This window comes from Micromonospora sp. BL1, assembly GCF_003667485.1.
Lineage (GTDB): Bacteria > Actinomycetota > Actinomycetes > Mycobacteriales > Micromonosporaceae > Micromonospora > Micromonospora tulbaghiae.
In genome coordinates this window covers 1-468 of record NZ_RCVK01000035.1, presented here as the reverse complement: position 1 = coordinate 468, position 468 = coordinate 1, and the positions used below count along the sequence as shown (strand labels likewise).

Below are 468 nucleotides of genomic sequence, written 5' to 3'. Positions count from 1 at the left end.
GCCACCAGTTCCTCGGAGCTGGGGTCGAAGAAGGCGTCGCGGCTGATGCCGGGCTCGCGTTCGGCGGCGGCGAAGTGCTCGGCGAGGCGGCGGGCGTCGGTGATGGTGGCCACGGCGCGCAGCGGGTTCCACCACATGCCCTGCTCGGCGCCGAGGATGTGCTGCGGATCGAACGCCCACACCTGGCCACGAGTGGCGCGGACCTCGCGGGTGGCATCCACGATGTCGCCCTTGACGCTGGTCACCAGGGTAGGTCCGGGTGCGGCGACGATGGCGGGGATAGCGCGGCTGGTGGTCTTGCCGGTGCGCGGGCCCCAGATGTCGACGGCCATGTCCTCCCAGGACTGCCGCAGCGGCATCCCGCCGGTCACGGTGTAGGCGATCAGCACGCCGAGCTGGTCGGGCTCGGGCCGGTCGACGTCGGCGAGGCTGGGCCGCAGCCGCCGGCCGCTGTCCGCGATGCCCTTG

At 73.1% G+C, this 468-nt stretch carries 1 protein-coding gene; it reads right to left on the bottom strand.

The genetic code is table 11. The annotated features are described in order from the left end of the window. The coding region (locus EAD96_RS00155) for a type IV secretory system conjugative DNA transfer family protein (protein ID WP_158614769.1) at positions 1 to 468 on the bottom strand (468 nt) is incomplete at both ends.